General features: G+C 51.0%; 22 protein-coding genes and 1 pseudogene. 12 read left to right on the top strand and 11 right to left on the bottom strand.

Annotated elements, in window-relative coordinates:
- Positions 1-125: 125 nt before the first annotated feature.
- A pseudogene (locus tag D6C13_RS06750) lies at positions 126-1,121 on the bottom strand (IS110 family RNA-guided transposase).
- Positions 1,122-1,244: 123 nt separating this feature from the next.
- A complete protein-coding gene (gene ftnA / locus D6C13_RS06755; protein WP_120132033.1) occupies positions 1,245-1,751 on the bottom strand; it encodes a non-heme ferritin in 507 nt (168 codons plus the stop codon).
- Between the two features lie 407 nt (positions 1,752-2,158).
- On the opposite strand from ftnA, the gene D6C13_RS06760 reads away from it, so the two are divergent.
- Complete coding sequence (locus D6C13_RS06760; RefSeq protein WP_120132034.1) at positions 2,159-2,389, top strand: DNA polymerase III subunit theta; 231 nt, start codon at positions 2,159-2,161, stop codon at positions 2,387-2,389.
- 19 nt (positions 2,390-2,408) lie between these two features.
- Here D6C13_RS06760 and pip read toward each other — a convergent pair whose 3' ends face one another.
- From pip to dbpA, 4 genes are all read right to left on the bottom strand, one after another.
- A complete protein-coding gene (gene pip, locus D6C13_RS06765) occupies positions 2,409-3,365 on the bottom strand; it encodes a prolyl aminopeptidase (RefSeq protein ID WP_120132035.1) in 957 nt (318 codons plus the stop codon).
- A gap of 552 nt (positions 3,366-3,917) precedes the next feature.
- Positions 3,918-5,957: a S9 family peptidase gene (locus tag D6C13_RS06770; protein ID WP_120132036.1), complete on the bottom strand. Its 2,040-nt coding sequence runs from the start codon at positions 5,955-5,957 to the stop codon at positions 3,918-3,920.
- A 121-nt stretch (positions 5,958-6,078) separates the two neighbouring features.
- Positions 6,079-6,444, bottom strand: coding sequence for a protein YebF (gene yebF / locus D6C13_RS06775; protein WP_120132037.1), 366 nt, complete (start codon positions 6,442-6,444; stop codon positions 6,079-6,081).
- Between the two features lie 178 nt (positions 6,445-6,622).
- Positions 6,623-8,005: an ATP-dependent RNA helicase DbpA gene (gene dbpA / locus D6C13_RS06780; protein WP_120132038.1), complete on the bottom strand. Its 1,383-nt coding sequence runs from the start codon at positions 8,003-8,005 to the stop codon at positions 6,623-6,625.
- A gap of 260 nt (positions 8,006-8,265) precedes the next feature.
- On the opposite strand from dbpA, the gene purT reads away from it, so the two are divergent.
- On the top strand, positions 8,266-9,444 hold the full coding sequence (gene purT / locus D6C13_RS06785) for a formate-dependent phosphoribosylglycinamide formyltransferase (protein ID WP_120132039.1): 1,179 nt from the start codon (positions 8,266-8,268) through the stop codon (positions 9,442-9,444).
- Between the two features lie 99 nt (positions 9,445-9,543).
- On the opposite strand, the gene D6C13_RS06790 is transcribed toward purT, so the two are convergent.
- The gene (locus D6C13_RS06790) at positions 9,544-9,726 is read right to left on the bottom strand and encodes a YoaH family protein (RefSeq protein WP_120132040.1); all 183 of its coding nucleotides are present in this window, start codon (positions 9,724-9,726) and stop codon (positions 9,544-9,546) included.
- Between the two features lie 190 nt (positions 9,727-9,916).
- Here D6C13_RS06790 and pabB point away from each other — a divergent pair, with 190 nt between their 5' ends.
- The 4 genes from pabB (at position 9,917) to D6C13_RS06810 (ending at position 15,517) form a co-directional block, all read left to right on the top strand.
- On the top strand, positions 9,917-11,290 hold the full coding sequence (pabB, locus tag D6C13_RS06795; protein ID WP_120132041.1) for an aminodeoxychorismate synthase component 1: 1,374 nt from the start codon (positions 9,917-9,919) through the stop codon (positions 11,288-11,290).
- A gap of 2 nt (positions 11,291-11,292) precedes the next feature.
- Positions 11,293-11,895 (top strand): CoA pyrophosphatase, encoded by a 603-nt coding sequence (locus D6C13_RS06800; protein ID WP_120132042.1) that lies wholly within the window; start codon positions 11,293-11,295, stop codon positions 11,893-11,895.
- A gap of 207 nt (positions 11,896-12,102) precedes the next feature.
- Positions 12,103-13,467: an L-serine ammonia-lyase gene (gene sdaA / locus D6C13_RS06805; protein ID WP_120132043.1), complete on the top strand. Its 1,365-nt coding sequence runs from the start codon at positions 12,103-12,105 to the stop codon at positions 13,465-13,467.
- A gap of 457 nt (positions 13,468-13,924) precedes the next feature.
- Positions 13,925-15,517 carry an EAL domain-containing protein gene (locus tag D6C13_RS06810; RefSeq protein WP_120132044.1) on the top strand — a complete coding sequence of 531 codons (1,593 nt, stop codon included), beginning with the start codon at positions 13,925-13,927 and terminating at the stop codon, positions 15,515-15,517.
- A gap of 79 nt (positions 15,518-15,596) precedes the next feature.
- Here D6C13_RS06810 and D6C13_RS06815 read toward each other — a convergent pair whose 3' ends face one another.
- The gene (locus D6C13_RS06815; protein ID WP_120132045.1) at positions 15,597-17,156 is read right to left on the bottom strand and encodes a TerC family protein; all 1,560 of its coding nucleotides are present in this window, start codon (positions 17,154-17,156) and stop codon (positions 15,597-15,599) included.
- 591 nt (positions 17,157-17,747) lie between these two features.
- On the opposite strand from D6C13_RS06815, the gene manX reads away from it, so the two are divergent.
- From manX to mntP, 5 genes are all read left to right on the top strand, one after another.
- Positions 17,748-18,716 (top strand): PTS mannose transporter subunit IIAB, encoded by a 969-nt coding sequence (manX, locus tag D6C13_RS06820; protein WP_120132046.1) that lies wholly within the window; start codon positions 17,748-17,750, stop codon positions 18,714-18,716.
- Positions 18,717-18,807: 91 nt separating this feature from the next.
- Positions 18,808-19,605, top strand: a complete 798-nt coding sequence (locus D6C13_RS06825) for a PTS mannose/fructose/sorbose transporter subunit IIC (RefSeq protein ID WP_120132047.1) — start codon at positions 18,808-18,810, stop codon at positions 19,603-19,605.
- A gap of 11 nt (positions 19,606-19,616) precedes the next feature.
- The gene (locus D6C13_RS06830; protein WP_120132048.1) at positions 19,617-20,459 is read left to right on the top strand and encodes a PTS mannose transporter subunit IID; all 843 of its coding nucleotides are present in this window, start codon (positions 19,617-19,619) and stop codon (positions 20,457-20,459) included.
- Between the two features lie 95 nt (positions 20,460-20,554).
- Positions 20,555-21,013, top strand: a complete 459-nt coding sequence (locus D6C13_RS06835) for a DUF986 family protein (RefSeq protein WP_120132049.1) — start codon at positions 20,555-20,557, stop codon at positions 21,011-21,013.
- Positions 21,014-21,250: 237 nt separating this feature from the next.
- Complete coding sequence (mntP, locus tag D6C13_RS06840) at positions 21,251-21,823, top strand: manganese efflux pump MntP (RefSeq protein WP_120132050.1); 573 nt, start codon at positions 21,251-21,253, stop codon at positions 21,821-21,823.
- On the opposite strand, the gene rlmA is transcribed toward mntP, so the two are convergent.
- Positions 21,824-22,645, bottom strand: coding sequence for a 23S rRNA (guanine(745)-N(1))-methyltransferase (rlmA, locus tag D6C13_RS06845; protein WP_120132051.1), 822 nt, complete (start codon positions 22,643-22,645; stop codon positions 21,824-21,826).
- Between the two features lie 147 nt (positions 22,646-22,792).
- Here rlmA and pgeF point away from each other — a divergent pair, with 147 nt between their 5' ends.
- Complete coding sequence (gene pgeF, locus D6C13_RS06850; RefSeq protein ID WP_120132052.1) at positions 22,793-23,506, top strand: peptidoglycan editing factor PgeF; 714 nt, start codon at positions 22,793-22,795, stop codon at positions 23,504-23,506.
- An 85-nt stretch (positions 23,507-23,591) separates the two neighbouring features.
- Here pgeF and cspE read toward each other — a convergent pair whose 3' ends face one another.
- Entirely contained in the window at positions 23,592-23,801 is a 210-nt protein-coding gene (gene cspE / locus D6C13_RS06855; protein ID WP_002221949.1) for a transcription antiterminator/RNA stability regulator CspE, read from the bottom strand.
- A gap of 41 nt (positions 23,802-23,842) precedes the next feature.
- Complete coding sequence (locus tag D6C13_RS06860; protein WP_071823629.1) at positions 23,843-23,959, bottom strand: DUF2627 domain-containing protein; 117 nt, start codon at positions 23,957-23,959, stop codon at positions 23,843-23,845.
- Between the last annotated feature and the right edge of the window lie 799 nt (positions 23,960-24,758).

Consider the following 24,758-nt stretch of genomic DNA (forward strand, 5'->3'; position numbering starts at 1 on the left):
CACCCCCGTGTCAGGTTCATCCGCAGGTCGCTGTGCCGTTCATGTCATCAATAATCTGTCGTCGCAAAACCAGAAAGTCACTACGTAACACCTAAGAGCTAACAGTTCGTCCCTGTTGGCTCTTTTTATTGGGTGAAAACTGTGCGATGGGTTGTCACCGACCAGGCTATTCGGGCCAGTTTGTTGGCCAGCCCGCAGGCCACTACGTTCGAGTGATGCCGCAAGAGCTGCGCCTTCACCCAGTCAGCCAGCCGCCCCTGATTATGTTCAAGTCGTTGCATAAAAGCACGGGCGCATTGCACCAGAAGGCGTCGCAGATTTTTATCCCCATGCTTACTGATGCCCATTAGCGTACTTTTTCCGCCAGTGCTGTACTGACGTGGGACTAACCCCGTCGATGCAGCAAAGTCCCGACTGCTGGCATAACTTTTTCCATCGCCAAACTTCGTGGCTAAAAGGCTTGCCGTGATAAGTCCAACGCCAGGAATAGTCAGCAGGCGCTGCGCGGTATCGTCATCCGTCATGTGGTTTTTTAACTCTTGTTCGAGCTCTTCAATCTGTTCAGTGAGGTAGGCGTAATGCTGATGGAGTCGCATAAGTAATCGCGCTAAATAAGGCGGCAGTTCGTGCTCTTCAAGCACCGCGGCAAGACGCCTGATAACCGCGATGCCGCGCGGCATGCTAATGCCAAAGGAAAGCGTGCATCTGGTTGGTGGTTTTAACGCGGTCTCTGACGAGCGCGTCACGGACGCGATGTAGGGCTGACATAGCCTGCTGGTCTTCGGTTCGCGGAGTCACGAAGCGCATAGAAGGTCGTGATGCGGCTTCGCAGATAGCCTCGGCATCAATGAAATCGTTCTTGTTGCTTTTAACAAAGGGGCGGACAAACTGAGGAGAGATGAGTTTCACGTGATGCCCGAACTGGCTGATGTGCCGAGCCATAAAATGAGCACCCGCACATGACTCCATCACAACGGTAGAAGCGGCACAAGTAGAGAGAAAGGCGGTTAACGGGTTGCGGGAAAACTTCTTACGTAGCAATGCATTATCATTTTATCCTGAGCGTGGACATGGAACGAATGCTTGCCGAGGTCAATACCGATGAGCGTAACGTTTTGCATGATGATCCCCTTCAGAAAGAAAAACACCCTGTCAGCGTACCGCTCACAGGGTGGGGGTGACCATCTTATTAAACGCAGAGGCCTGAGCACTCTGCGTTTTTGTGGGCCTGCTCAGCAGTTAAATTAAACTGCCGGAGCCTGTCCAACCATGTTCTTCAGGTCTTTATCAACAAAGAACAGACCATTGCCAGTATTGCTGACCAGCGCCAGTTTATCGAGAACGGATTTGAACAACGTCTCTTCTTCATGCTGCTCTGAAACGTACCACTGCAGGAAGTTGAAGGATGAGTAATCTTTCAGCGTCATGGACAGATCAGCCAGTTCGTTGATTTTCTGGGTGATCAGCTGTTCGTGTTCGTAAGTCTGCTTGAACAAATCGGTCAGAGATTCGAAAGAAACCGGGGGAGCGGCAATCGCGCCCAGCAATGGCAGAGCACCGGTATCGCTGACATATTTGAACAGGCGATGCATGTGATCCATTTCTTCCATTGAATGCTGTTTCAGGAATGCGGCTGCACCTTCGTAGCCTTTATCGCTGCACCATGCACTCATCTGCAAATATAAATTAGCAGAATAAAACTCGAGGTTCAGCTGTTCATTAAGCTGATCGATCATTTCTTTTTTAAGCATGGCACGGCTCCATAAATTAAATTTAGGCAGGTGGGCTGAGTTATTTATCCGTATTATGCCCGCATCAATACAAAATAAACACACCCGATTCACATTAATATTCACCACTATAACAAATAAATTCAACACATTGATTTTAATGACTTTAATTTCAAATTAAATATATAACAATGATAATCATTAACATATGAAGTGCTATTAAAAAGAATCATTCTTATTCACAATATTAATCAGATGTCATTTGTTGAATATAATGCCACTTCGTATTTGGAAATAATTCTTATTTACTGAAAATAATAATTCGTCATTTCTTGCCCACGCGGACAAACCTAAAAATGTAATCACAACATTCACGATGGCGTCGACCTCGGGTACAATGTGACAAAACGGGTTATCAGGAAGCAGTAATGAGCATCAATCTGGCTGAAATCAGTAAAGAAGAGATGGATCGTATCAACATCGATCTGGCCGCTTCAGCGGTGGCTTTTAAAGAACGCTACAACATGCCAGTAGTCGCGGAAATGGCCGAGCGCGAACAGCCTGCACACCTGCGCACCTATTTTCGTGAACGGGTCATGTTTTATCGCGGGGAATCACACAAGTTTTCCCGCTTACCTTATGAACCTAAACAAAAGTAAGCGGGAGCAGCGGGAAACGTTAGCGCCGGGCGGCGAAACGCTGATTGGTGCGAATTAGCTGGTCAAGAATGCCAGGCTCATCAAAAGAGTGCCCTGCACCTTCGATAATATGCAGATCAGCTTCCGGCCAGGCCTGCGCCAGATCCCAGGCGTTTTGCACCTGACAGGCCATATCGTAGCGGCCGTGAACAATTACTGCCGGAATATGACGGATGCGATCCACATTTTTCAGCAACTGGTCATCCGTTTCTAAAAAGCCCATATGCGTGAAGTAGTGATTTTCGATGCGGGCGAAAGCCAGTGCGAAATTATCTTCGCCAAATGAGGACGAATCTTCCGCGGGCAACAGTGTTACCGTCTCCCCTTCCCACAGGCTCCAGATTTTAGCCGCCTCAAGCTGAACCGCGCGATCATCCGATGTCAGGCGGGCACGATAGGAAGCAATCACATCTTTGCGCTCTTCTTCCGAGAGAATCGACAAAATACGCTGCCATTTTTCAGGGAAAAAACGTGAGGCACCGTCCTGATAGTACCAGGTCAGTTCCTGCTTACGCAGAGTGAAAATGCCCCGCAGAACCATCTCGCTGACGCGATCGGGATGCGTTTGGGCGTATGCCAGCGCCAGCGTCGAACCCCAGGAACCGCCGAATACTAACCACTTTTCGACACCGGCCATTTTACGCAAACGCTCAATGTCATCGACCAGATGCCAGGTGGTGTTGTTGTAGAGGCTGGCGTGAGGTTTAGAGCGTCCGCAGCCACGCTGATCAAACAGCATGACGTCATAATCATTGGGATCAAACAGCTGGCGATGTACCGATGAACATCCCCCGCCCGGCCCGCCATGAATAAATACCGCCGGTTTGCCTTCCGGGTTTCCGCTGCGTTCCCAGTAAATCTGGTGACCGTCACCTGTATCAAGCATGCCACTGGCATAGGCTTCCCGTGGCGGATACAAACCCTTTAATTTTGGCATGACATTTCCTGTTCTATTTGGCCAGAGTATTGATTGAAGTGATTACATGTTAATAACAGCGCATTCGCCCATTTACAACAAGTGGTTATACTCAAAAACCATTGTTTTGTATGCTGTTCGCATACTAATCGCGCAATTTCATTACACTGGCCACGGGCCGGACTCCGATGCCCTCTCTGTAAAGTATTGTGGGTTACACAAAGGTGCTTGCAACTGGTCGAAATTAGGCAGTAAATAGGTGAGCAACCCAATCCACCCGCTTTAAGAGAGGCAATGATGAGTAAAGGAATGGATAGCAAAAAGAATGCGAAGAAAAAGCCATTGAAAACTCCAGCTGAGAAAAAGGCTGAGAAAAAAGCCAAGAAAACTTCTGCTTAACAATGTACTTCGTAGATCAAACCCGCCGAGAGCGGGTTTTTTTATTCCCCTTCATACTTCGGGCCGCAGGTGCGTTGGCTGCACTCACTCACCCGAATCACTGACCAACGTCAGCTCATGGGGATCCGCTCGATTGCCGCCTTCCTGCGACCCGAATTATTTAAGGGAATATTTTTAACGTTTTCCCGCAAGAGCCAGCACAAATGCGTATTCCAGCGCGATATCCTCATAGGCTTTGAAGCGGCCAGATTTACCGCCATGCCCGGATTCCATATCGGTGTGCATCAGCAGCTGATGGTCATCGGTTTTGAGATCACGTAATTTCGCTATCCACTTCGCCGGTTCCCAGTACTGCACCTGCGAATCATGCAGACCGGTGGTCACCAGCATATGCGGATAGGCCTGCGCACGCACCTGATCATACGGGCTGTATTGCAGCATATAGTCGTAACAGGCTTTGTCGTTCGGGTTGCCCCATTCATCGTATTCACCGGTTGTCAGCGGAATAGACTCATCAAGCATAGTGGTAACCACATCGACAAACGGAACCTGCGCCACGATGCCGTGATACAGCTCCGGCGCCTGATTGATGATTGCGCCCATCAGTAAGCCGCCCGCACTTCCCCCCATCGCGTAAACCTGTCCGGCATCGCCATAACCTTCAGCCACCAGTCCTTTGGTCACATCGATGAAATCATGGAAGGTGTTGAGCTTATTGAACAGCTTGCCGTCGTCGTACCATTGCTGGCCGAGTTCCGCCCCGCCACGAATGTGTGCCAGTGCAAAAACAAAGCCGCGATCCAGCAAACTCAGGCGGCTGCCGCTGAACGCCGGATCCATACTGCTGCCATAAGAACCGTAGCCGTAAACCAGCAAAGGATTTTCATTCGGCTTAAACAACTCGCGGCGATACACCAGCGACACAGGCACTTTCACGCCATCACGTGCCGTGACCCAGACGCGTTCGCTGCGGTAATTTGCCGCGTCAAAATCTTTTACTTCCTGCTGTTTCAGCAGCGTGCGGTCATGCGTATCGAGATCTAATTCGAACAATGAGCTCGGCATAGTCATCGAAGAATAGCCATAGCGGAGCAAAGCGGTATCTGGTTCCGGGTTATAGGCCAGCCAGGTGGTATAGGTCGGGTCATCAAAGGCCAGCGATTTTTCTTCACCGGTTTTCCAGTGGAGCTGACGCAGCTGGGTCAGCCCCTGATGACGTTCTTCTACCACCAGCCAGTCGCGGAACAGACTAAACCCTTCAAGCATCACTTCGATGCGCGGCGCAATCAGCGTCTGCCAGTGTGCCTCGACCCCGTCTTCACTTTTATACAGGCCGAAGTTTTTACCGTCTTTATTGGAGCGAATGTAAAAGTGCCCGAGGTAATGATCGAGCGCGTATTCGTGGTCTTTACGACGTGAGAGGAAGACCTGCGGTTTGGCCTGCGGGTCATCGGCATCCAGCAGCAAGATCTCGGACGTTGTGGTGCTGTCGAGGTGGATCAGGATGTATTTTTCAGACGTGGTTTTATCCAGCCCGACGTAAAAGGTGTCGTCTTTTTCTTCGTACACCAGTTTGTCGGATTTCGGATCAGTGCCGACTACACGGCGATAAACCTGATACGGCAGCAACGTTTTCTTGTGTTTGCGCACGTAATACAGCGTCTGAGAATCGTTCGCCCATTCGCTGCTGCCGGAGGTGTTTTTCAACAGATCATCAGTCCAGGTTTCATCATCAAGTTTTTTGATACGGATATCGTACTGACGGCGCGAAAGAAAGTCTTCCGCCACGGCCATCAGTTTGTTATCGGGGCTGATATCCAGACCGCCCAGCGTGTAAAACTCGCTGTCTTTGGCGCGTTCATTGCCATCAATCAGCGTGCTCCAGTTTTCATGTTCGGCGGCAGGCTGGCGCAGATAAATGGCGTATTCGTTGCCCGGCTCATAGCGGGTCTGATAGCGGTAACCGTGTTTTACGTAAGGAACGGAATGATCCTGCTGCGCAATGCGCGCCACCATTTCGCCATACAGCGTTTCGCGCAGTGCCTGCTGCGGCTGCATGGCCTGTTCGGTATATTCGTTTTCTGCCGTCAGATAGGCCAGAACCTGAGGATCGGCGCGGTCATCGTCACGCAGCCAGTAATAATTATCGACACGGTCTTCACCGTGAATACTCAGGGTTTGCGGGCGTTTTTCAGCCTTTGGAGGTGTCATCATCTCGGGATCTCTTTGTCCTCTTTGCGGTGTGACAAGAGTGACAGGTTTAGACAGGGAAACCAAGGGACGTCAATGCGGGGAAATAATGCGTCCGCTAGGGAATAACGGACGCTGTCGGTACTTATAACGGCGCGCTGTAGCTGATTTCGCCAATCTGACAGTTGAGGGTCACCTGATAAGTTTTATCGGTATGATCACCACGCACTTTCAGCGGGATATCCCATTTGGCGTTAGTGCCGCTGATACTGTCCGTCACTACCCACGCGACCGGTGCGGAAGTGCCCAGCACTTTTTTATCTGCATCCCAACGCGTGATGCGGTTTTGCAGGAAATCACGTTTTACCAGTGCCGCCACGTCATCTTTGGTGGCCGTGGCGCACGGTGTCACCGTTGCCGTTCTCACTTCAGGCTCATCAGCCTGTGCGACCTGGCTAAGGCTGCTCATTCCTGCAACTGCCATCACAACGCCCAAGATTATCTTTTTCATCGTTCGCCTTCCCAGTCTTTGTCATTCATTTAGTTGCCCTGCAAAAGCAGTTGGCCTTGCAGAAGAATATCCCTACAGAAGACAAGGCCATCGCTTGCGTTAGATAATATAATCCTCAACAAGGCAATAACACAACATTAACAACAAGACGTTCGATGCAAAGTGTTAAGACAAACCCTTAGCGTAAAATAATGGCCTTACAGTTTTTGCCTTTGATTTTCCCTTCCTGTAGACGCTGCAATGCTTTCTTCGCGCTTTTCTGGCGGATGGCGACATAGGCATGCACCGGGAACATATCGATTTTACCGACTTCAGCGGCAGTCAGCCCCGCATCACCAGTCAGCGCGCCCAGAATATCGCCTGGGCGGATTTTGGCTTTACGGCCGCCATCGATGCACAAGGTCGCCATTTCAGGATCGAGCGATACCGGCGCTGCGGCCAGTGCCTGAGCGGCAGGCTGCCAGGTGAAACGCTGGCGGGTGTAATCTTCCAGCGCGGTCACACGCGGCATTTCCTGCGGCGTTACCAGGCTGACGGCCATACCGCTGGTTCCTGCACGGCCGGTACGACCCACGCGGTGAACGTGAACTTCCGGATCGAAAGACAACTCGTAGTTGATCACCAGGCCCAGCTGTTTAATGTCCAGCCCGCGCGCGGCAACGTCTGTTGCCACCAGCACACGGCAGCTGCCGTTGGAGAAACGCACCAGCACGCGGTCGCGGTCACGCTGTTCCAGGTCGCCGTTCAGCGCCAGCGCGCTGATGCCTTTGGCGGTCAGCGCGTCGCATACTTCCTGACAATCACGTTTGGTATTACAGAACACCACACAGGAGGCCGGCTGATAGTGATACAGCACCGCTGCCAGCAATGACAGACGCTGATGCTTATCGGCTTCGATAAAGACCTGCTGAATATCAGCGATATCATCTTCGCCTTCGATTTCCACTTTCAGCGGCTGACGCTGGAATTTGGAGCTGATGCGCTCAATGCCGTCCGGATAGGTCGCGGAGAACAGCAGCGTCTGACGATCCTGCGGCGTATAGCTGACCACATCTTCGATGTCTTCGCTAAAGCCCATGTCCAGCATGCGGTCGGCTTCATCCAGCACCAGCACTTTCAGCTCGTCGAGCTTCAGGGTGCCTTTACGCAGATGTTCCTGAATACGGCCCGGCGTGCCAACAACAATGTGAGGCGGATGCACCAGCGATTCGAGCTGTGGCCCGATTGCCTGGCCACCACAAAGGGTCAGAATTTTGATGTTCTGGGTAAAACGCGCCAGACGACGTAACTCTTTACTGACCTGATCGGCCAGTTCACGGGTCGGACACAGCACCAGCGCCTGAGCAACAAACTGTGAAACGGTAATGCTGTTCAGCAAACCGATACCAAAGGCGGCCGTTTTACCGCTGCCGGTTTTGGCTTTGGCGCGAACGTCCTGACCTTGCAGAATGGCAGGCAAAGAGGCTTCCTGAATCGGGGTCATTTCGGTGTAACCCAGTTCATTCAGGTTGGAAAGTTGCTCAGCGGGCAATGTCAGGGCAGAAAAGGAATGCGTGCTCAAGGCGATAACTCTTTATGTGAGGCAAAAATCGGGGCAGCGGCAGAAAATCTGACGCCATGGTTTGGCTAAATGATAACAGAGACGCACGCCGGCTGCCTTAAACGGCACAAAACAGGCTGAAAAAATCCTGTAAAGCACGTTTTTGTTCTCAGGAGAATTTCACCTGATGCGCCGCGCAATCGTTTTCGTCGCCAAATATTTCAGATATACTGCGCGCCGAAATTCCTGTTTTCACTCCTCTCAGATCTGGGTACGAAGCTATGTTAACCATTGGTACTGCACTGCGCACCGGCGCCACCCGCGTCATGTTATTAGGCTCTGGCGAGCTGGGTAAGGAAGTCGCCATCGAATGTCAGCGTCTTGGCCTGGAAGTGATTGCGGTCGATCGCTACGCCGATGCTCCGGCGATGCAGGTCGCTCATCGCAGCCATGTGATTAATATGCTCGACGGTGATGCGCTGAAAGCGGTTATCGAAACCGAACGCCCTGATTTTATCGTGCCTGAAATCGAAGCCATTGCCACCAGCATGCTGGTAGAGCTGGAAAAACAGGGCCACAACGTCGTGCCTTGTGCCGAAGCGACCCGCCTGACCATGAACCGCGAAGGGATACGCCGTCTGGCGGCAGAAACCCTGAAATTGCCGACATCGACGTATCAGTTCGCTGACGACGAAGCGTCTTTCCTTCAGGCCGTCGATGCCATCGGTTATCCTTGTATTATCAAACCGGTAATGAGTTCTTCCGGTAAAGGTCAGAGCCTGATCCGCGATGCCGGTCAGTTGCAGACCGCATGGGATTACGCGCAGCAAGGCGGCCGTGCAGGCGGCGGACGCGTGATTGTTGAAGGGCTGGTGAAGTTTGATTTTGAAATCACGTTGCTGACCATCAGCGCGGTTGACGGCATTCACTTCTGTGCGCCAATCGGACACCGTCAGGAAGACGGCGATTACCGCGAATCCTGGCAGCCGCAGCAGATGAGTGAGCTGGCGTTGCAGCGTGCAAAAGAGATCGCAGAGAAAGTCGTGAAAGCGCTGGGCGGCAAAGGCTTATTTGGCGTTGAGCTGTTTGTATGCGGCGATGACGTGATCTTCAGTGAAGTGTCCCCTCGCCCGCACGACACCGGCATGGTGACGCTGATCTCTCAGGATCTGTCCGAGTTTGCGCTGCACGTTCGCGCATTCCTTGGCCTGCCGGTGGGGCAGATCCGCCAGTTCGGTCCTTCAGCTTCTGCCGTCATTCTGCCTGAGCTGACCAGCAACAACGTGACCTTCAGCGGCCTGGAAAATGCGATGACCGGTTTCAACCAGGTTCGTCTGTTTGGTAAGCCGGAAATCAGCGGAAAACGCCGTCTGGGCGTAGCGCTGGCGATTGCAGATAATGTTGAAGATGCCGTTGGACAGGCTAAAAAAGCAGCGGCCGCCGTGGTTGTTAAAGGCTAAGCTATTCACAACTCTGCGACGAAAAAAAACCGGAAACCTGAAAAGGCTCCGGTTTTTCTTTGTCGTGACGCAGGCCATGACGAAAACTGTCAGCCAGTTTTATTCGTCGTCTTCGTCATCAAAAATGACGGTCACGCGATCGCCCTGATGCTTTTCGCGGATTTCTGCCGCAACGGTCGCAATGGCTTCGCCACTGCTCATACCGGTTTCCATTAACTGGCGGATACGATCGGCGGCCTGTTCTTGTTCCTGGTGTGAAAGTGAAGGCATACCTGTCAGCATGGGAGTTTCCTGTTGTGCATTAAATGGTGCACATTTATTAGTGCAAAGAAGATAACAAAAGCCCGCGCAATGCGGGGTTGCACAGTATACGCCTTATTAAGACAAATCGCCTGTGCTGCTTTCAGGTCACCGGTTCTGTGTTAGGATCGACTTAAAATACGTCACCGCGTCAGAGAAGCTCAAACCTGCCATGCAAGCCACCCAGTCCGTTGTTTTTCATTCATTACCCTATCAGCCAGATGCCCTGACAGAGCGCTTCACACCGCTTTCCGCCCTGCCCTGGGCGATGCTTTTGCACTCTGGCTCAGCGCAGCATCAGCATAACCGTTTTGATATTCTGGTGGCGGATCCGCTGATAACGCTGACCACCCGTGGCGGGCTGACGCAGATTGAACAACATGGCGGGGAACAATACCGTAATGATGACCCTTTCGCCCTGCTCGAAGAACAGCTGACGGCCTGCGGATTACACGCTAAAAGCTCGCCGGACTTTCCCTTTCTTGGCGGAGCGCTCGGATTGTTCGGCTATGATTTAGGACGCCGCATTGAAGATTTGCCTCAAATCGCGGAACGCGACATTGAGCTGCCGGATATGGCCGTCGGCATTTATGACTGGGCGCTGATTGCCGATCATCACTTGCAGCGCCTGACGCTGGTTTGTCATGGTGATATTTCTGCCCGTTTGCGCTGGCTTGATGAGCATCAGCAAGACCGCTCTGCGTCAGCGCCTTTCCGGCTGAATGCGCCGTGGCAGGCGAATATGAGCCGCGCAGAATACGGACAAAAGTTCAGGCAGATTCAGGAATATATCCGCAGCGGCGATTGTTATCAAATCAACCTGGCGCAACGATTTTCAACGCATTACAGCGGTGATGAATGGCAGGCTTTTCTGCACCTGAATCAGGTCAACCGCGCGCCGTTCTCAGCGTTTTTACGTCTGCCGGAAAACGCCGTGATCAGCCTTTCGCCGGAGCGCTTTATCTGGCTCAAAGAAAATCAGATCCAGACGCGTCCGATTAAAGGCACCCTGCCGCGTTGCGAAGATCCGGCGGAAGATGCACGACAGGCAGAACGGCTTGCGGGATCGGAAAAAGATCGCGCCGAGAACCTGATGATTGTCGATTTGCTGCGAAATGACATCGGCCGCGTCGCGGTGCCCGGCAGCGTGCGCGTGCCGGAACTGTTTGTGGTTGAGCCTTTCCCGGCGGTTCATCATCTGGTCAGCACCATTACCGCGCAGTTGCCGCAAGAGTGCCATCCGGCGGCCTTGTTACGGGCCTGCTTCCCCGGCGGTTCCATTACCGGCGCGCCGAAGGTACGGGCGATGGAAATCATCGAAGAACTTGAGCCCCATCGGCGTAACGGCTATTGCGGCAGCATCGTGTATATCAGCTGTTGCGGCACCATGGACAGCAACATCACCATCCGCACATTGCTCACGTCGCAGGGAAAAATTCATTGCTGGGCGGGCGGCGGGATTGTGGCGGACAGTCAGGAACAGGCAGAATATCAGGAAACGTTTGATAAGATTGCCCGCATTCTGCCTCAGTTAGGAGAAGTATAATCGTGACTTTGCTGGAACAACACGCGCCAATTCAGACACTTTCCCCTGCCGTGGAAGATTTCATTTTGCGCTTTCAGTTGCAGCAACCGCGCCAGCCCGCTCCGGCGCTGCGCGGAACCCGTCATGCCGCCGTGCTGATCCCCATTATTTGTCGTCTAGAGCCTACGCTGTTACTGACACGACGCTCTGACCAGTTGCGTAAACACGCGGGACAGGTGGCGTTTCCCGGCGGCGCGGCGGATGCCTCAGATGCGTCGATCATCGCCACCGCCCTGCGTGAAGCGCAGGAAGAAGTCGCCATTCCGCCAGAACAGGTTTATGTATTAGGTACACTTTCGCCGCAGGACAGCAGCAGCGGTTTTCGTGTCACACCGGTAGTCGGGCTGTTGCCCGTCGACGTGCCGCTACATCCGGCGGAAGATGAAGTCGCTGAGTTGTTTGAAATGCCGCTGCGCGAAGCTTTTGATCTGGCGCGTTATCACCCTCTGGATATTCATCGCCGGGGCATTTATCACCGCGTGTATTTGTCCTGGTATCAGCAGCAATTTGTCTGGGGTCTCACCGCCGCCATCATCCGCCAGCTCGCCGGACAGGTTGAAGTCTGAGCTCCCTGATTACATAGCGATCACACTTTTGCATCAAATAAGTTTATTTCATGCGAAAAATGAAACTTTTGCCTCTCAGCCCTTTTAAACTATAAGTCTATCCATAAGAACAAGAGAGCCGTCCATAAAGACGAGTTCCTGCTGTTGTTCATTTATGGAAGCCAGGGATCCCGTTCCCTGCCGCAATCTATTACAGGAGTATTCGACGTGATTAGCGTTTTCGACATGTTCAAGGTCGGGATTGGCCCTTCCAGCTCCCATACTTTGGGCCCGATGAAGGCCGGTAAACAGTTCGCTGATGACCTGCTGGAAAAGGGCATGATGCCTGCCGTTACGCGTGTCGCCGTGGACGTTTTTGGTTCTTTGTCTCTGACAGGTAAAGGCCACCACACAGATATCGCCATTATTTTAGGCCTGGCCGGTAATCAGCCGGACACCGTCGACATTGACGGCATTCCGCATTTTATCCGCGACGTTGAGCAACGTGAGCGTCTGCCGCTGGGCACAACCCAGCATGAAGTGGATTTTCCGCGTGATACCGGCATGGTCTTCCGCGGTGAGAATTTGCCGCGCCATGAAAACGCCATGCAAATTCATGCCTTTGCTGGCGATAAAATGATTTACAGCAAAACGTATTATTCCATCGGCGGCGGTTTTATTGTCGATGACGAACATTTCGGTCAGCCGGTTCTTGACGAAGTCGCGGTGCCTTACAGCTTTAATTCGGCCAGTGAAATGCTGGCGAAGTGCAAAGAGACCGGACTGTCATTATCCGGACTGGTGATGCAGAACGAGCTGGCACAGCACAGCAAGCAGGAAATCGACCAGTATTTCGAGAAAATCTGGCACACCATGCAGGCCTGTATCGACCGTGGTCTGAATACCGAAGGCGTGCTGCCCGGGCCGTTGCGGGTTCCGCGCCGTGCTTCTGCCCTGCGCCGTATGCTGGTTTCCAACGACAAACTCTCTAATGACCCAATGAATGTGATCGACTGGGTGAATATGTTTGCGCTGGCGGTTAATGAAGAAAATGCCGCGGGCGGCCGTGTTGTTACGGCACCGACCAATGGCGCGTGCGGCATCGTGCCCGCGGTGCTGGCCTATTATGACCAGTTTATTCAGTCGGTCAGCCCGGACATTTACCTGCGCTATTTCCTGACATCAGGCGCTATCGGCATTCTGTATAAAATGAATGCGTCGATTTCAGGTGCAGAAGTCGGTTGTCAGGGCGAAGTGGGCGTGGCGTGTTCGATGGCAGCTGCTGGCCTGACGGAATTACTGGGTGGCAGCCCGGAACAAGTGTGTATCGCTGCGGAAATTGGCATGGAACACAATCTCGGTCTGACTTGTGACCCGGTGGCCGGACAGGTTCAGGTGCCGTGCATTGAGCGTAATGCTATAGCTTCCGTGAAAGCGATTAACTCCGCCCGCATGGCTTTACGCCGCACCAGCGAGCCAAGAGTGTCTCTGGATAAAGTGATCGAAACCATGTACGAAACCGGTAAAGATATGAATTCAAAATACCGTGAAACGTCGCGTGGTGGATTGGCCATAAAGGTTCAGTGCGACTGACTCTGAAGTCATTGACCGGGTATTTTCCTGCGGTTGTTCAGCTGAAGCATTTTCAGCCGGTTTGCCGCAGGAAATATCATCCGGATGAGAGCAGGCAGCAATAAAACCTTCATTAACGACAACCTGTTGTATTATCAATACATATTGGAAGTGCCACTTGCTTTATGCCCTGCAGGTACGGCATGCTGTTTTCCGCCTGATTTTCCCGATCAGTGAGCCTCTTAATACAGAAAAATAAATGCCGGGACGCACAGGAAAAGTTTAAGTGACAACGTCACTCATGCTAATTTTCTTTCGTTTTAACGCAGAAAATGAGTGTTTTTTCCGCAACTCAGGCAGAGCATCCGACGAATTACAGCTACTATCAATTCAAACGCACTGGCTGTTACGCATCGGTAAACCTTTAAAAATAATAATTTTGAGCCTGCAATTAACACGGGATAAAAGGATTAGAACGATGCTGTTCTCCCAGACCGGACTTGCGAAGTATCGCTACTATCGCATTGCGCTCGCGTGCGCGATGGGGATAATGACTTTGCTTCTGACTCTTGGCATTCGTATTTACGAACAAGCTCAGGTCATTGCCGAAGACCAACAACATGTCGCGCTTCATACCGTCCAAAAGCTGGAAAAACTGCTCGAACCGGCATCACCTGCGGGAAAAGCTGTTCCTCTGGATCTGACACTCGGTTGTAATGTCCTGCAACCCACCCTGCAGCAAAATGTCGCCCGCATGCAGACACTGCGCTCAATCAGCGTGGTCAGTGACGGCAAACTCATCTGTTCAAGTCTGGTCGGCCCGCTGGATCTGAGCCTCAGTGACACGTTACCGTCTTTTTCTCAGGGGACTACGCAGCTGGAGCTTCGCGCGTCCAAATGGAGTCGCGTCGATACGCCGACGCTTATTCTCTGGCACCCTTCAACGCCGGATAACCGCAACGGCGAACTGTTTGTTTATAACATCGGTATTTTGTCGAATTTCCTGCTCGAACCGCAACCTCCTTACGCCAACCATATTGTGTTAAATGTCGGGAAGCAAAATCTCGAATATGGCAAAAATGCGATAATCAGCAGCAATAACCTTCCGCATCCTCCGCTGCTGAGCGAAAAATCGCAAAAATATGATTTCTCTGTCTCTATCTTTGGAGAAAAAGCCAGCGAACTGGCCTGGAATGAACTCCCCTCTCACTTGCCACTTTCGGTATTAATCAGTCTGCTGACAGCAACGGCGGTTTATCTGCTTTCCGGCAGCCGGATAAGCCTGGCCTATCCGATCAGCCATGGCATTTCGCACCGCGAATTTAAGGTCTATTGCCAGCCGATTATCAACAGCGATGATGGACGTTGTATTGGCGTGGAAACGCTGATGCGCTGGAAAAACCGCCGGCAGGAATGGGTATCGCCTGATGTGTTTATCCCGCTGGCAGAACAGCACGGGTTAATTATCTCGCTGACCCGCTATCTGATTAAAACCGTTGCCGATAATCTGGCCGTCTTTCCGGCAACTCCGGGTTTCTATGTCAGCATTAACGTGGCGGCACAGCACTTCAATAATATGGAAATCGTGGATGATATCCGCAAACTGTGGCTTCCGGCGCAGCCTTCGGTTTCCCTGATGCTAGAACTGACCGAGCGCACGCGCCTTCAGGAACTGCGCGCTGCGGAAATTTCGCAGCTGAAAGAAATGGGGATCCTGCTGGCCATTGATGATTTTGGTACCGGTCACAGCTCACTCAGTTATCTCAAAACGCTAAATCCCGACGTGCTGAAGATTGACCAGGCTTTTACCGCTTCAATAGGCACAGATGCGATTAACGCGACCGTCACGGATACCATTATTACGCTGGCGCAACGCCTGAATTTAAAGCTGATTGCTGAAGGGGTGGAAACCCGCGAGCAGGTTGATTATTTGCGTAAGCGCAAAGTGGATTCGTTACAGGGCTATTACTTTGCACGCCCGATGCCGATAGAGGTTTTCCCTGTCTGGCTGGAACGCTATCAGAAATCGACGCAGAATAGGGATCCTCAGGACGTGCAGGCCTCTGTCTGATCGCGCGCGGTATCTCAGATTTCATACATAAAAAACGGCGACCGGAGTCGCCGCTTTGCATTCAGATATTGCGCCAGATTTAGTGGTTTTCGTCCCACTCGTCTTCTGACTTAATCCGGGTAATACGGACATGCTCGATGCGATAGTCTGTCACCTCGAGGATCTCAAAGTGCAGCGACGCCATTTCGATGACTTCGCCCGCAACAGGCATCTGGCCTGATTTCGACAGCAGCAATCCGGCCAGCGAAGCAAAATCATCATCCGCATTCACCAGATTTTTAACGTCGAGGATTTGCTGAAGAAGGTGCAAGTCCGTGCCGCCTTTCGCTATCCAGGACTCACCGTCAGCAATCACGTCTGGCGTTTCATCTTCATCCGGGAATTCGCCGGCAATAGCTTCCAGCACGTCCAGTGGCGTCACCAGCCCCTGAATCACCCCAAACTCATTACTCACTACCACCAGACGACCTTTGGCTTTACGCAATACCGCCAGCAGGTTGATCACATCCATGGTTTCCGGCACCACAATCGGCGGCGTTTTTTCAGCGAAAGCCACAATGCTCTCACCGTTTTCCAGCGCCACCAGCAGGTCTTTCGCCCGCACCACACCGATCACGTCATCCAGGGAATGGCGACAAATCGGGAACAAACTGTGCGGCGTATCCAGCAACTGGTTGCGGATTTCAGCAGGCGACTTTTCACAGTCCACCCACGAAATCTCGGTGCGCGGCGTCATAATGCTGCGCAGAGAACGCGATGCCAGTGTCAGAACTCCGGTGATCATATGACGTTCTTCTTCTGCGAACGCTTCTGAAGCAGGCAGCACATCACCGGCCGGCTCATCTTCATTCTGATGCTGGCGTTTCCCGCCCATCAGACGCTGAATCGCCTCGGCGGTGCGCTCACGCATCGGACGGTTAGACTGGCTTTTCAGGAAGTTACGGCGTGCGATCTGGTTGAACAACTCAATCAGAATAGAGAAGCCGATCGCCGCGTACAGGTAACCCTTAGGAATATGGAAACCAAAACCTTCCGCTATCAGGCTCAGACCAATCATCAACAGGAAGCTGAGACACAGCACCACCACCGTCGGATGATTGTTCACAAAACGCGTCAGCGATTTGGACGCCAGCAACATCACACCCATGGCAATCACGACGGCTGTCATCATCACAGCCAGATTATTCACCATACCGACGGCGGTGATCACCGCATCCAGCGAGAAGACTGCATCGAGCACTACAATCTGCGCCACCACGGACCAGAAACTGGCATAGCCGCGGTTCGGGGTTCCCTGTTCGTCATGCCCTTCCAGCCGTTCATGCAGCTCCGTTGTGGCTTTAAACAACAGGAACAGACCACCGACCAGCAGGATCAGGTCCCGCCCCGAGAAGCTGAACTGCGCGATGCTAAACAGCGGCGTGGTCAGCTTGACCATCCACGAAATCAGCGACAGCAGACCCAGACGCATAATCAGCGCCAGCGAAAGACCGATGATACGGGCCTTATCGCGCTGCTTGGGTGGCAGTTTGTCGGCAAGAATGGCAATAAAAACAAGGTTGTCGATACCCAGAACAATTTCCAGTACGACAAGCGTCAGCAAACCGACCCAGATTGAAGGGTCCATCAAAAATTCCATGTCAGACTCCGCAATGAGTTAAAGAAAAATGACGCAAAGAAACGCGTGACGTCAGGCGGCCGGAAGACTTGCCAGACGGTGTCACGACAAAAATGTCAGATGAAAGCGGTTTCAGTGCGGCAGTAATCAGGCCTATTGGGGCGGATTTGCCGGTAAGAATGAGGTGATAATGCGAAGAATAGTGACGTCGGTGACAGTCCATAGGGAGGGCTGAGGCCCGGTACTCCTGTTCAATGATTCGGAAAATCACTCTATCAGGAATGAATATTTGAATAAAGTGTGTTTTTTTACGATCAGTATCATTCTGAAACATCTATGCTGTTTTATTACGCGATGTGAAAGCGTATTCACAATACGTCGTTGAATAACGGACAACCGTCACAAAAATTATTTTTTCACGCACTAAAATAAATCACGTCGCTCAACCTGTTGAGGTTCGGCAATTTTACAGTTTCGCAGTCTTATCAGAAATTAAGGAACGTTTGTACGCAGGGATTGCCCTGTCCGCCTCAGGAATAAAAACGGGCGGATATCATCAGCACCATTACTTATGTGCATAACTCTTTCAAGAGTTAACAGAGGAGGTAGCGAGTGAGTATTGCTATTATCATCGGCACGCACGGGTCAGCAGCTGAGCAGTTGCTGAAAACAGCGGAAATGATTTTAGGTGAACAAGATAATGTCGCCTACATCGATTTCGTTCCCGGCGAGAACGCCGAAACCCTGATCGAAAAGTACACGGCAAAGTTGGGTGGTTTAGATACCAGCAGCGGCGTCCTTTTCCTGGTCGACACCTGGGGTGGCAGCCCGTTCAATGCTGCCAGCCGTATTGTTGTCGATAAAGAAAATTACGAAGTTGTGACCGGTGTGAACATCCCAATGCTGGCAGAAACTTTCATGGCTCGCGATGACAACCCTTCTTTCGCAGAACTGGTTGCCATTGCGGTAGAAACAGGTCGTATCGGTGTGAAAGCACTGAAAACTCCTGAACCTGCTGCCCAAGCTTCTGCTCCTGCTGCCGCCCCTGCGCCAAAAGCAGCTGCCCCGGCTAAACCTGCCGGTCCGAACGATCATATGAAAATCGGCCTTGCCCGAATCGATGACCGTTTGATTCATGGCCAGGTAGCGACCCGCTGGACCAAAGAAACCAACGTCAGCCGCATTATTGTTGTCAGCGACGAAGTAGCTGCCGATACCGTGCGTAAAACGTTGCTGACTCAGGTTGCTCCTCCTGGTGTTACTGCACACGTTGTCGACGTCGCAAAAGCCATCCGTGTCTGGGATAACCCAAAATACGCTGGCGACCGCGTCATGTTCTTGTTCACTAACCCAACTGACGTCCTGCGTCTGGTTGAGGGTGGCGTGAAATTTACCACCATCAACATCGGTGGTATGGCTTTCCGTCAGGGTAAAACTCAGGTGAATAACGCAGTATCTGTCGACGAAAAAGATATCGAAGCTTTCAAGAAATTGAATGAAAAAGGTATCGAACTTGAAGTGCGTAAAGTCTCTACAGACTCGCGCCTCAAGATGATGGATCTCATTAATAAGATGAATTAATAAGCACATCGCCAATGTGCAGATGACATCAACGTTATCTGCCTGATGTGCCTGTTTAACCTCAGCGTCCTTTGGTCATAGGAGAAGTGCAATGGAGATCACCACACTACAAATTGTGCTGATATTTATTGTTGCATGTATTGCCGGGATGGGTTCGATCCTGGATGAATTTCAGTTTCACCGCCCGTTAGTTGCCTGTACTTTGATCGGTTTTGTTCTTGGTGATGTTAAAACCGGGATCATCATCGGCGGTACATTGGAAATGATTGCACTTGGCTGGATGAATATCGGTGCTGCTGTTGCACCGGATGCCGCCCTCGCCTCGATCATTTCTACCATTCTGGTTATCGCAGGTGGACAGTCTGTCGGTGCCGGTATCGCACTGGCTATCCCGCTGGCGGCGGCCGGTCAGGTATTAACCATTATCGTTCGTACTATCACTGTCGCCTTCCAGCACGCAGCGGATAAAGCGGCTGAGAAAGGTAACCTGAACGCCATTACCTGGATCCACGTTTCTGCGCTGATTCTGCAGGCAATGCGTATCGCAATCCCTGCGGTGATTGTTGCTGTGTCTGTGGGTACTGCGGTTGTTCATGACCTGCTGGCTTCTATCCCTGAAGTGGTCACCAACGGTCTGAATATTGCCGGTGGTATGATCGTTGTGGTTGGTTACGCCATGGTTATCAACATGATGCGTGCCGGCTACCTGATGCCATTCTTCTACCTTGGTTTCGTTACTGCTGCATTCACCAACTTCAACCTGGTTGCACTGGGTGTGATTGGTGTGGTGATGGCTATTCTTTACATCCAGTTGAGCCCGAAATACAACAAGTCTGCGCAAGCAACTGCGGCACCGGGTGTTAACGATCTCGACAACGAATTGGATTAAGGGTGAAGGACATGGTTGATCAAACTGCAGTTAAAAAACTCACGGCCAGCGATATTCGCGGTGTGTTTATGCGCTCCAACCTTTTCCAGGGGTCATGGAACTTCGAACGTATGCAGGCGCTTGGCTTCTGTTTCTGTATGGTGCCTGCCATCCGTCGTCTTTACCCTGAAAACAATGACGATCGCAAAGCGGCAATCAAACGCCACCTGGAATTCTTTAACACCCATCCTTACGTTGCCGCCCCTGTACTGGGTGTAACGCTGGCGATGGAAGAACAGCGTGCCAACGGCGCACCTATCGACGACGCGGCCATCAACGGCCTGAAAGTCGGTCTGATGGGTCCTCTGGCTGGTGTGGGTGACCCGATCTTCTGGGGTACTGTACGTCCGGTGTTTGCTGCACTTGGCGCGGGTATCGCGATGACCGGCAGCCTGCTGGGTCCTTTACTGTTCTTCGTTCTGTTTAACCTTGTACGTCTGCTGACCCGCTACTACGGCGTGTCTTACGGCTACAAAAAAGGTGTCGATATCGTTAACGATATGGGCGGCGGCTTCTTACAGAAACTGACTGAGGGGGCGTCAATTCTCGGCCTCTTTGTCATGGGGGCCCTGGTTAATAAATGGACGCACGTTAACATTCCGCTGGTGGTCTCAAAGATCACTGACCAGACAGGCCATACTACGGTTACCACTGTCCAGACGATTCTGGATCAGCTGATGCCTGGCCTGGTGCCATTACTGCTGACCTTCGGCTGTATGTGGCTGCTGCGTAAGAAAGTTAACGCCTTGTGGATTATCATTGGCTTCTTCGCCATCGGCATCTTCGGTTACTGGATTGGCCTGTTAGGTCTCTGATAACCGCTAAACCGGGGGATCACTCCCCCGGTTTTTTTATGACCTGATTTTGCTGTTTTTTGATTTGCCTTTTGTGGCCGTAAGCTGGAGTTTTCATGTCTGTTACCGATATTGTCCTCGCGTTATTCATCCTCCTGTTACTGGCCTACGCCATTTACGATGAGTTCATCATGGGGACCAAAAATGGTGAAACACGCCTGCGTGTGAATCTCAGACGTCGTAATAAACTGGATTCCATTATCTTCATCGGTCTGCTGGCAATCCTGCTATATAACAATATCCATGCTAACGGTACTGCTGTAACGAATTACCTGTTAATTGGACTGGGCCTGATTGCTTTCTATCTTTCATTCATCCGCTGGCCAAAAATGCTGTTCAAACCGGAGGGTTTTTATTTCGCGAACACCTTCATCACCTATGACAGGATCCGCAGCATGAACCTTTCAGAAGACGGTGTACTGGCATTTGAATTAGAACAGAAAAAGTTATTAATTCGCGTTAACAAACTTGACGATCTTGAAAAAATATACAAATTAATGGTTGAAAATCAGTAAGTTAAATCATGACCACCCCTCTATCAGTTATAGCCATAGGCATATTTATGGCTTTTCTACTTAAGCTTATCAGTAATATCACCACACTAACTTGATTGTTATTTAACCCTACATTTAAAAACGCTTTTACCTGCAAAATATTAATTCAAGCCCGGATATAAAAAACCCTATTTTATTTGGTGTTGTCGTGCATAAAAATATCATGATAAGGTTGCGCCGTTATTGGGGGATATACTCGTGAACTTATCCGCAACGCTTATTCTGGCTTTTGGCATGTCAATGGATGCCTTTGCTGCGTCCATCGGTAAAGGCGCAGTCCTTCACCGCCCTTGCCTGCGTGAAGCGCTCCGCACTGGCCTGATATTCGGTGTTATTGAAGCGATAACACCGCTGATTGGTTGGGGTCTGGGTTTATTTGCCAGCCAGTACATCACGCAATGGAGTCACTGGGTCGCGTTTATCCTGCTGGTTATACTTGGCACACGAATGATTGCCCAGGGGCTGAAAAACAAGCCCGATGAAAGCCTTACGACGGCAGCGCGCCATAGTATCTGGATCCTGGCCGCCACGGCGATTGGCACAAGTCTGGATGCACTGGCAATCGGCGTGGGATTGGCACTACTGGAAGTGAACATCATCCAGACCGCACTCTTTATCGGTATGGCGACTCTGCTGATGTCCACGTTAGGGATTATGGCAGGCCGCTTTATCGGCCCGCTGTTAGGCAAATGGGCCGAAGTTTTAGGTGGCGTGGTGCTAATCGGAATAGGACTGAATATCCTGTTCGGGCATCCGGGTTATTTGCACTGATTACACCGAAACGCGCTGATGTATCCGTATGAGGAAATCTGTTTCACATTCAAAGGCTGTCTGAGCCTTTAAATCAGCCATCACGTCTTCTGTTGCCCGCCATGCGAAAGGCGTCATCTGCAATAAATCAAATGCCCGCTCGCCTGTAAGACTCATGTCATAGGAAAGCGCCTCAGTGCTTACCCGTTCAAAACCATCCAGTTGTTCATCCAGTTCGGCGTGCAATTGCACGTCCTGATAGATAAGACCTTTCAGCTGGTATAAGTGACGCGGACCCGGTGCGACCGTCACCACTAAACCACCGGGTTTAATGGCCCGGTACAGTTCCTGAGCCTTACAGGGCGCATAAATGCGAATAACCGCATCCAGCGAGCTGTCTGCAAAGGGCAGGCGGTGGCTGGACGCCACGCAAAAAGACACATCGTGATAGCGTTTGGCGGCATAACGGATAGCCACTTTGGCCACGTCCAGGCCATAGACTTCCAGCCTGCGATGCTGCACTAACCGTTCAGCAAAAGCCGCGGTGTAATACCCTTCCCCGCAGCCGATATCGAGTAACGCCTGCGCATCTTCAGGAATGACTTCATCGAGGATATCCGACAGACGGTCCCGCAAAGGCTGATAATGCCCAGCGTCAAGAAAGGCACGACGCGAAATCATCATTTCCGGGCTGTCACCCGGTTGCTTCGAGCGTTTGTGCTGTACGGGCATCAGATTCACGTAACCCTCTTTGGCATGATCAAACTGATGATTGGCCGGGCAACGCCATTGCTGACCTGTCAGCGTAAGCGGCTGGAAACAAAGCGGGCACTGATACGTCATGGAGAAACCTGCAAGGAAAGTCTGAGGAGGCGAAAGTTCGCAATAGGGTTAAGTCTAAAGAAGGCGCCTTGTGGTTGCAACTGCTGGAAAGTGCGCATAAAAGGCAGCTACACTGAAGCCATATCATTTTCCTGACCGAGACACGAGATGAGTGACAGCTCAGTTTTACTCAGCCACATCCCCGGCGTTTTGCATGGCTTCGGTGACAAAGAATCCTTACTCCCTGCTCATCTGCAAGCCTTTGAAGCCACTCGCCCGGAAAAGAAGCAGGTTCATGGCACCCGGATTGTTGATGTAACCCAGCCCGGACAGGATTGCGGTGAAGCTGACGGGTTTATCACTTCCGTGCCCGGTGTTCTGCTGGCCGTATTTACCGCGGACTGCCTGCCGGTGATTTTTTGTCGCAAAGATGGCAAACAGGTAGCTGCTGTTCACGCTGGCTGGCGGGGGATTATCGACGGAATTCTGGAGAAAATGGCGCAGCGGATTAATCAGTCGGGTGATACCCGTGACTGGATTGTCTCCATTGGCCCTGCGGCGCAGGCCTGCTGTTACGAAGTCAGTCAGGAGTTGATTGATACATTTATGCAACAACTCGATTTACCCCCTGCCCTGATTTCACCCCGTCATCGTCATCTTAATCTGGCTGCGATTGCACAGGCTAAACTGGAAGCTTTGGGATTTGCCGCTATTGACCACGCAGGCAGTTGCACGATTTGTACAACGGCGGGTTTCACAACAGCGGGGACAGGATTCAAATACACCAGTTTTCGGCGCAACAGCCATCAGCGGGAAAAAGACCCTTCGCATCCGGGCATCAGCGGACGCAATCAGCAATCCGCCATTATGATACTGCGGTAAAGTTGTCTGGCAATAAATCCGCTATATTCATGAAAAGCAGACACAAAAAAACCCGCCTTGGCGGGTTTTTTACAGCTGGCGCTGCTTAGATTGCAGTTACGTTAACTGCTGACGGGCCTTTCTGGCCGTCTTGGATTTCGAACTCTACGTTCTGGCCTTCAGCCAGAGTTTTGAAGCCGTTACCCTGGATTGCAGAGAAGTGTACGAACACGTCTTTGCTGCCGTCAGCAGGAGTAATGAAACCGAAACCTTTAGACTCGTTGAACCACTTAACTTGACCTTTGATCTTTGCCATCTTGAGTATTTCCTTTGGATTGTTTAAACCGCCCGTAGGCGTTACATAGACAAACTAGAGTCGTTACTGCTTGAGGCACTAAGATTAGAATCGGCAGAGAAGCGGTATTCAACGTGAACGTCTTTACTCAGAACTTCTATACTGAAAATGCCACACATATACAGAACTGTACCTCGTTTTACCCAGATGCGTTATCACATACTCTGAATTCGATGGCAAGCCATTTTTAATCAGTGATGGACATGTCGCACATATTTGAGCCGGTTAAAGGCACTTAGTGTTCAGTTATGCTGAAATATGTTGATAGACATGCTTTTTTCTGCTTTGCAGTTTTACCTGCATATCAAACAAAACAATAACGACCTGTTTTTGATTATTGATCATTTAATGCAGAACCGTAAGCGTAAAACACACCTTTATTTGAATTTTTATTGTCAATACTGACTAAAAGCTTTTCCTGATGACCTGATTCGACGTGATAAAGTTGCATCTGCAGCAAGGTCACGTTCGGGTGAGGGCGCGTCTGTCGGGCAAAATGAACAGTTGTGCAACAGAACGGGCAACCGGAAGAACTCATGACCCGGCAATATGACTGGTTATGCAATAATCAATTAGGCTACAGAGAGATAAAATGGTGCAAAACTTGAGGGATCACACAATAAATGCACCTTAACTGTGCGCCTTTGGCCTGCATCAGATAATACAAAAAAAATCCCCTTCCCCTTCGGATTTCAATTCTAACCCCCCCGCACTTCTAATACATTTTTCTAATAGTCTCATTTTTGACATTATAATGAATTGAAGTTTACGCGTTGGTTAAATCGGTATAACACTTGCGCAAAGATTCTTAACAGGCTTATTCATATATAAAATATCAATATGAAAATTTAGTATTAATTACCGTGATCAAAATCTCATATTATCATTCTGATTCGCCGGAAAGCGGACAAACTGTGA

It is taken from the genome of Rahnella woolbedingensis (genome assembly GCF_003602095.1).
Classification (GTDB): Bacteria; Pseudomonadota; Gammaproteobacteria; order Enterobacterales; family Enterobacteriaceae; genus Rahnella; species Rahnella woolbedingensis.